We start from the raw sequence: 697 nt of genomic DNA on the forward strand, positions 1-697 counted from the left end.
ACGATCCCGGGGATCGGCCCGCAGGGGGCGGCGATGCTGCTGGCCGAGATGCCGGAACTCGGCACGATGGAGGGGCGGCAGGCGGCGAGCCTTGCGGGGCTTGCGCCGATGGCGAACGATTCCGGGACGCGGATGGGCCGGCGAACGATCCGCGGCGGGCGCGGGGCGTTGCGCACGGCGCTTTATATGCCGGCCCTCGTCGCTTCACGGCACAATCCTGCGCTGCGGCGGGTTTATCAGCGCCTCATCGCGGCGGGAAAGCCGGCCAAGGTCGCGCTGACCGCGCTCATGCGCAAACTCGTTGTCATCGCCAACGCCATGCTGCGTGACGGCCGCGATTGGGTGCCGAATATCGCTTGAGCAAGACGGATACTTCGGCTCTGCGCCCTTGTGCAGAACCTCGACCGCAGGCCGGCTGGCGTTCGCGACGGCCGGCTCCAGAGGACAGACCAGCGGCACCACCCTCCTGTGACGCGGGAGGACGTGGCGCCTCACTGAAGGAAGGAGGGAGCGGGCGGCGGGCGCAATTTCATGCTCGGTTCGCCCCTGTGCTGGCGGGCACGGCAGGATGGCGAGGAGGCAGCCATCTTCAGTGTGTCGGCAGGACGCCACACCCCAGAGCACACGAAGAGGAACGACCCCATGAACAAGACCTTCATCGCCGCTTCCACCGCCATCGTGATGACGCTGACCGCCG

The 697-nt window shown here is 68.3% G+C and carries 1 protein-coding gene; it reads left to right on the forward strand.

The window, feature by feature from the left end:
• Positions 1-360 (forward strand): transposase (locus tag BIX52_RS22335; RefSeq protein ID WP_139312856.1); only part of this gene is annotated, 360 nt, incomplete at its 5' end.
• Between the last annotated feature and the right edge of the window lie 337 nt (positions 361-697).

Source organism: Acuticoccus yangtzensis, assembly GCF_001927245.1.
Classification (GTDB): Bacteria; Pseudomonadota; Alphaproteobacteria; order Rhizobiales; family Amorphaceae; genus Acuticoccus; species Acuticoccus yangtzensis.